Source organism: Myxococcus vastator (genome assembly GCF_010894475.1).
Lineage (GTDB): Bacteria > Myxococcota > Myxococcia > Myxococcales > Myxococcaceae > Myxococcus > Myxococcus vastator.
Map to the genome: position 1 here is coordinate 22,035 of NZ_JAAIYB010000052.1, position 7,053 is coordinate 29,087.

The window sequence follows — 7,053 nt, forward strand, 5'->3', positions numbered from 1 at the left end:
ACGTGGGAGCCCTGCGGGGACAGCGTGCGCAGGCTCGCGGACCTCCGCCCCGGCCCCGAGGGCGCGGCCATCCAGGAGCGCCTCCACGGCGATGGGCTGCTGTTCTTCACCGCGGATGATGGTCAACACGGTGCCGAGCTGTGGGCGAGCAGCGGCACGCAGGGCGAAGGAACCCGGCTGCTCCGGGACATCGCGCCGGGGCCGGAGGGCTCCGACCCCACGGACCTCACGCGCGTGGGCGACCGGGTCTTCTTCATCGCGGACGATGGGGTGAATGGCCGCGCCCTGTGGACCAGCGACGGCACGTCCGAAGGGACGTCCCTGGTGAAGCGCGTGCTTCCCGTGAGCGCCAGCCTCGAAGATGGACAGACGCTGATCGCGTACCAGGGCCGGCTCTACTTCTCCGCCGCCACGCCGGGGGGCGCGCGGGGCAACGAGCTGTGGACCAGCGACGGCACGGACGTGGGCACCTACGAGGTCGCGGACCTCGTCCCGGGTGAGGACAGCGCCTTCCCTCGCCGCTTCGCCGTTCACGACGGCTCGCTCTACTTCGTCATCAGCGTGGGCAATGAGAACTGGCTCGTGCGAAGCAAAGGCGGCGCGGCCTTCACGCCCCTGCTCAAGGTCTTCGAGGACACGGTCATCTTCCGCATGAAGTCCGCGGGCGGCAGGCTCTTCTTCCTGGTGGACCCCGACGAAGGCGAGGCCACCCTCCACGTCACGGACGGCACGGCGGAGGGCACACGCAGCCTGCGCTTCTTTCCGGGCCAGTACCCGCACGACCTGGTGGCATTCCAGGGCCGGCTCTACTTCAGCGCGGGTGAGGCGGCGCCAGAGGGCGAGGAGCTGTGGGTCAGCGACGGCACGGTGTCCGGCACGCGGCGGGTGAAGGACGTCCGGCCCGGGGCGGAGGGCTCGGCGCCGGCGTTCCTGTCGGTGCTCGGAGACCACCTCTACTTCGCGGCGGATGACGGCCGGCACGGGCGCGAGCTGTGGGTGAGTGATGGCACGTCGAGAGGAACGAAGCTCTTCGCGGACCTGGCGCCCGGAACGGCTGGCGCATCTCCCACCGAGGTGACCGCCATCCAGGGCTGGCTCTTCTTCAGCGCGATGACGGGGCATGGCGGGGAGCCCTGGGTGAGCAACGGCACCGAGTCCGGCACCCGGAAGCTCGACGCGGGGACCGCACGTGAACCACGCGCCTTCATCCGCTCTGGCTGGGACGTGTTCTTCACCGCCGAGGACGCAGCCAGCGGCCGCGAGCTCTACGCCCTGCCCTTCCGTCCCGCCAGCGAGTGCGACCACGCGATGCCCTGATGTCGCGCGGTGGCGGCTCGAGTGATGAGCGTGTCTGCCTCATCACCCGAGCCGAGGGAACGATTACGCTTTTCGCGTCATCGTCTCCGCGAGCACGTCGACCGCTGGCGCCCGGAGGATGGAGTGGTGGTCGCCGGAGAGTTCGTGCACCTCCACACCGCCTTCCGCCAGCGCTGCCCAGCCGCCGTCCGTGCCCGTGGGCACGTGCGTCTCGCTCGCGCGAAGCAGCGTGACGCGGCCACCGTAGCGTCCCGGTTGGTAGTCCCAGAGGGCGCGGAGGTTGCTCTCGTAGACCCGGTACAGCGCGTGGAGCTGCTCGGCTCCGACGCCCGGAGGGAGTGCGCCGGTGCGCCTCCCCAGCGCCAACAGGCGGCCCAGCAGCGAAGCCTCGTCCGCGGGATGCGCATCCGCCATCAACTCCGAGACGGGCAGGCCCAGGAGCTGGCCCGTGAACTCCACGAACCGGGTGGCAATCCACTCCGCGCCCACGGGCGCCGCTGGCCGCTGGTCGAAGGCGTAGGCGTCGATGAGCATCAGCTGCTCCACCTGCTCCCCCTGCTGCTCCAACTGCCGCGCCATCTCGAAGGCCACCACGCCGCCCAGGGACCACCCCGCCAGCCGGTAGGGCCCGCTGGCCTGGACGCCGCGCATGGCCTCCACATAGGTGGCGGCCATCGCCTCCACCGTCTCCAGCGGAGCCCCCTCGCCTTCGAGGCCCGGGGCCTGGAACGCGTAGAACGGCTGGTCCGGCCCCAGGCGCCGCGCCAGCTCCAGGTACGGCAGGACGTTGCCGCTGACAGGGTGGACGCAGAAGACGGGCCGCAGCGAACCGCCACTCTGGATTCGCACCAGCGGGGACACGTGCCCGGGTGCCTGTCGGAGCCGAGAGGCCAGCTCCGCCAGCGTCCCCGCCTGGAACAGTGAAACCACGGGCAGGCTCCGCCCGAGGCGCTCACGGATGAGCGACACCAGCCGCATGGCCAGGAGCGAGTGCCCTCCCAGCTCGAAGAAGTCGGAGTGGATGCCAATGGGGCCGGTGCCCAGCAGCTCCTCCCAGATGCGCGCGAGCACGAGCTCGAGCGCATCCCGAGGCGCCACATAGGCCCGCGTCGACTCCAGACGGAGGGCGTCCGGCGCCGGGAGCGCCTTGCGGTCCACCTTGCCATTGGGCGTCAGCGGCAGCGCGGCCAGCGCCATCACCACCGAGGGCACCATGAAGTCCGGCAGCCCTTCCTTCACGAAGCGCCGGAGCGCCGTGACATCGGCCACCGTGTCCGGCTGGGGCACGACGTACGCCACCAGGCGACGCCCGTCGCTCCCGTCCTCGCGCACGAGCACCACGGCCTCGCGCACGTCCGGATGCCTTCGCAACGCCGCCTCGACTTCGCCCAGCTCGATGCGGAAGCCACGCACCTTCACCTGCTGGTCGATTCGGCCCAGGTACTGCAGCGCGCCATCCGGCAACCACCGCACGCGGTCTCCGGTGCGGTACAGCCGCGCTCCGGGCCGTGGACTGAACGCGTCGGGAACGAAGCGCTCGGCCGTCAACTCTGGCCGGTCGACGTACCCTCGGGCGAGCCCGGCTCCGCCCAGGTACAGCTCGCCCGCCACGCCCTGAGGCACGGGCTGGCCGAGCGCATCCAGCACGTACGCGCGAGTCCCCTCAATCGGCCGCCCCACGGTGGGCTCCCGCGTGGCGCCGCGGTGGGCCACGGTCCAGGTCGAGTACGTCGTGTCCTCGGTGGGGCCGTAGAGGTTGAGCACGCGCTGCACACCGGGTGCGGACTGGTGGATGGCTTCCACCAGGGACTGGGCCAGCGGTTCTCCCGCCAGGTTCACCGTGCGCACCGAGTCCGGCACGGCCTGGGCGCGCACCAACTCCGCCATCGCGGAGGGCACCGTGTTGACGAGCGTGACCCGCCGGGCCCCCGGGAGCGACGGCAACTCCAAGGCATTGCGAGCGATGACCACGGCCCCGCCACGGAGGAGCGGCGCGAACAGCTCGAACACGGACAGGTCGAAGTTGAGCGACGTGGAGGCGAGGACTCCGGCCAGCTCGTCCGACGAGAAGGCCCGCGTCGTCCAGCGCAGGAAGGCCACGGCGCTGCGATGCGCCAGGGCCACGCCCTTCGGTCGGCCCGTGCTTCCCGACGTGAACAGCACGTAGGCCAGATGGTCCGGACTGGCCATGGACACAGGCGCCGCCTCGGCCTCCGCCACGAACTCATTCACATCGTCGAGCGCCAACCGGACCACGTCTCCGTGAGGCAGCGCGTCGAGCAGCGCGCGCTGGCCCACCAGGACACGAGGCTGGGAGTCCTCGATCATGAAGGCCAGCCGTTGGCTCGGGTAGGCCGGGTCCAACGGTACGTATGCGCCTCCCGCCTTGAGGATGCCGAGCACCGCGACCAGGAGGTCCGCGTTGCGCTCCGCACAGAGGCCCACGCGGACCTCCGGCCCGACGCCCAGCGCGCGGAGCTTCCGCGCCAGCCGGTCCGACCGCCGCATGAGCTCTCGGTACGTCAGCACTTCGTCACCGGCCACCACGGCCACGGCTTCGGGCGTGGCCGCCGCCTGCCGTTCGACCAGGGCGTGGATGCACGCCTCCGCGACTTCGCCGGAGCTGGTGTCGTTCCACTCCACCAGCATCCGCCGCGCTTCATCCGCGTCCAACAAGGGCAGCGCGAACACGGACCGGTCCGGCTCCGCCAGCGCACCTTCCAGCAGCGTCTTCAGGTGGGCCAGCAGCCGCGCCGCCGTCTCGGGCTCGAACAGGACGGTGCTGTACTCCAGTCCACCGGAGAAGCCGTCCTTGCCCTCCACGAAGCCGAGCGAGAGGTCGAACCGCGACACCCGGTGCTCCACGGCGACGTGCTTCATCCCCATGTCGGCCTGCGCGTCTCCCCCAGCGTCTGGCGTGCTGTCGAAGGTGAGCATGACCTGGAACAGCGGCGAATGACTGAGGCTGCGCTCCGGACGCAGCGCCTCGACGAGCTTCTCGAACGGCACGTCCTGGTGCGCGTAGGCGCCCAGCGTGACCTCCCGGACCCGAGCCAGCAGCTCGCGGAAGGACGGGCTGCCATCCAGCCGGGTCCTGAGCACCAGCGTGTTCACGAAGAAGCCGATGAGCCCCTCTGTCTCCGCGCGAGTGCGTCCGGCGATGGGCGAACCGACACTCACGTCGTCCTGCCCCGAGTAACGCGCCAGCACGGCCTGGAACGCCGCCAGCAGCACCATGAACGGCGTGACGCCTTCACGGCGTGCGAGTGCATGCACCGCGTCGGACAGCGCACGGCCCAATGAGAAGGGCACGTACGCCCCTTCCAAGGACTGGACCGCCGGACGAGGCCTGTCCGTGGGCAGCTCCAGCGCAACTGGCGCACCAGCCAGCTGTTTCCTCCAGTAGCCAAGCTGCGCGTCCAGGACGTCTCCCTGGAGCCACTCGCGCTGCCAGACCGCGTAGTCCGCGTACTGGAGCGGCAGCTCTGGCAGGCGCGACGGCTGCCCCTGGGAGAAGGCCGCATAGAGCTCGGTCAGCTCGCGAACCAGGAGCCCCATGGACCAACCGTCCGAGACGATGTGGTGCATCACCAGCACCAACACATGGTCCTGCTCCGACAACGCGAGCAAGGCGAGCCGCAACAGCGGACCGCTTTCCAGGTCGAACGGGCGCTGAGATGCCTCTTGCGCGATCCGCTGCGCCTCCTCTTCCCTCCGCGCCGCTGGCAACGAGCGCAGATCCACGATGTCGAGCCGCGCCCTCCCCTGCGGGTCGACGACCTGTACCGGCGAACCGCCCTCGGTCCGGAACGTGGTGCGCAGCGCTTCGTGGCGGCGGACCAGCGCGTCGAAGCTCTCCTCCAGCGCGGGAACGTTCAATGCGCCCGACAACCGCACCGACGCAGGGACGTTGTAGACGATGCTCCCCGGCTCCAGCTGCGCGAGGAACCACAGGCGCTGCTGGGCGAACGACAGAGGCAGCGCCCTGTCGCGAGGAACCCGTACCAACGGCGGTGGCTGTGCGCCACCCTCCGTTTTCGAAGTGCGGTCCAGGCGCTGGGCCAGCTTCTCCACCGTGGGGCACTCGAAGATGTCTCGAAGGGGGAGCTCCACTTGGAGTTCTTCCCGCACGCGAGACACCAACTGCGTGGCCAGCAATGAGTGGCCGCCCAGCTCGAAGAAGTCTCCGTCGAGCCCGACCCGCTCGACCTTCAGGACGTCGACGAAGATTGCGGCCAACGTCTTCTCGGTCGCCGTTCGAGGCGCCACGTACGTCTCGCGCGCCGTGCCCTCCGTGTCCGGCGCGGGCAGTGCCTTGCGGTCCACCTTCCCGTTGGGCGTCAGCGGCAGCGACTCCAGCACCACGTACGCCGACGGCACCATGTACTCTGGCAGCCGCTGCTTCATGTGGCTTCTCAGCGCACTGGCCTCCAGTTCCGCGCCCGCCTGCGCGGTCACGTACGCCACCAGTCGCTTGCCCTCGCCGTCCTCGCGCGACACCACCACCGCTTCGTTGACGCCACTGTGCTGGGCCAGCGCCGCTTCCACTTCGCCCAGCTCGATGCGGTAGCCGCGCACCTTCACCTGCGTGTCCGCGCGGCCCTGGAACTCCAACGTCCCGTTCCCCAGCCACCGCACCACGTCGCCCGTGCGGTACAGCCGCTCTCCGTCGCCGTACGGGCTCGGCACGAAGCGCTCCGCCGTTAGCTCCGGACGCCCTACGTACCCCACCGCCAACCCGTCTCCGCCCACGTACAACTCACCGGGCACGCCCACAGGCACCGGACGCATTGCACTGTCCAGCACGTAGGCCACCGTGTTCTTCACCGGACGGCCGATGGACACCGAAGCGCCCACCTCCTCCGGCTTCTCCATCCGGTACGTGCTGGAGAACGTCGTGTTCTCCGTCGGGCCGTATCCGTTGATGAGCACGCCGCCCGCCGCTAGCCGCTCCTTCACGCGGGACACCGGCAGCGCATCGCCACCCGCGAGTAGCTGGCGGACGCGGCCCAGGGACTTCGGCTGCCGCGCCTGCATCTGCTCGAAGAGCGCCGCCGTCAGCCACAGCGACGTCACCCCTGAAGACTCCAGCTTTCGGCCCAGCTCCTCCAGCGACGGCGTCCCCGCCGGGTACACCACCAGCTTCGCGCCGTGCAGCAGCGCGCCCCACACTTCCAACGTCGATGCGTCGAAGGAGATGGGTGCCAACTGCAGCCACACCTCCTCCGGCCCGAAGTGCGCGAAGTCCGTCCCCAGCACCAGGCGTGACACCGCTCGGTGCGGCACCCCCACGCCCTTCGGCTTCCCCGTGCTTCCCGACGTGAACATCACGTACGCCAGGTTGCCGCCGCCCACGGTGGCGACGGGCGTGCTCTCCGGCTGCACAGCAATCTGCGCGTCCCACTCCGTGTCCACGCACACCACCAACTCACCACCCGCGGCCACCTCGTCCGCCAGCTTCTCCTGCGCAACCAGCAGCGCGACGCGGGCCTCCTGCTTCATCCACGCCAGTCGCTCCAGCGGGTAGCTGGCATCGAGAGGCACATACACGCCCCCCGCCTTCAGGATGCCCAGCACGCTCACCACCAGCTCCAGTGAGCGCTCCACGCACAACCCCACCCGCACCTCGGGCCCCACGCCCATGCCCCTCAGGTGGTGTGCCAACTGGTTGGCGCGTCGGTTCAGCTCCGCGTACGTCAGCCGCTGGTCCTCGTACTCCGCCGCCACCGCGTCCNG

1 protein-coding gene and 1 pseudogene are annotated in these 7,053 nt (G+C 70.2%); one reads left to right on the plus strand and one right to left on the minus strand.

Going from position 1 to position 7,053, the window contains the following annotated elements:
- Positions 1-24 precede the first annotated feature (24 nt).
- Positions 25-1,317 carry an ELWxxDGT repeat protein gene (locus G4D87_RS07970; protein WP_240358095.1) on the plus strand — a complete coding sequence of 431 codons (1,293 nt, stop codon included), beginning with the start codon at positions 25-27 and terminating at the stop codon, positions 1,315-1,317.
- Positions 1,318-1,380: 63 nt separating this feature from the next.
- Here the strand turns inward: G4D87_RS07970 and G4D87_RS07975 are convergent.
- Positions 1,381-7,047, minus strand: a pseudogene (locus G4D87_RS07975) (amino acid adenylation domain-containing protein); the annotation flags it as partial.
- Between the last annotated feature and the right edge of the window lie 6 nt (positions 7,048-7,053).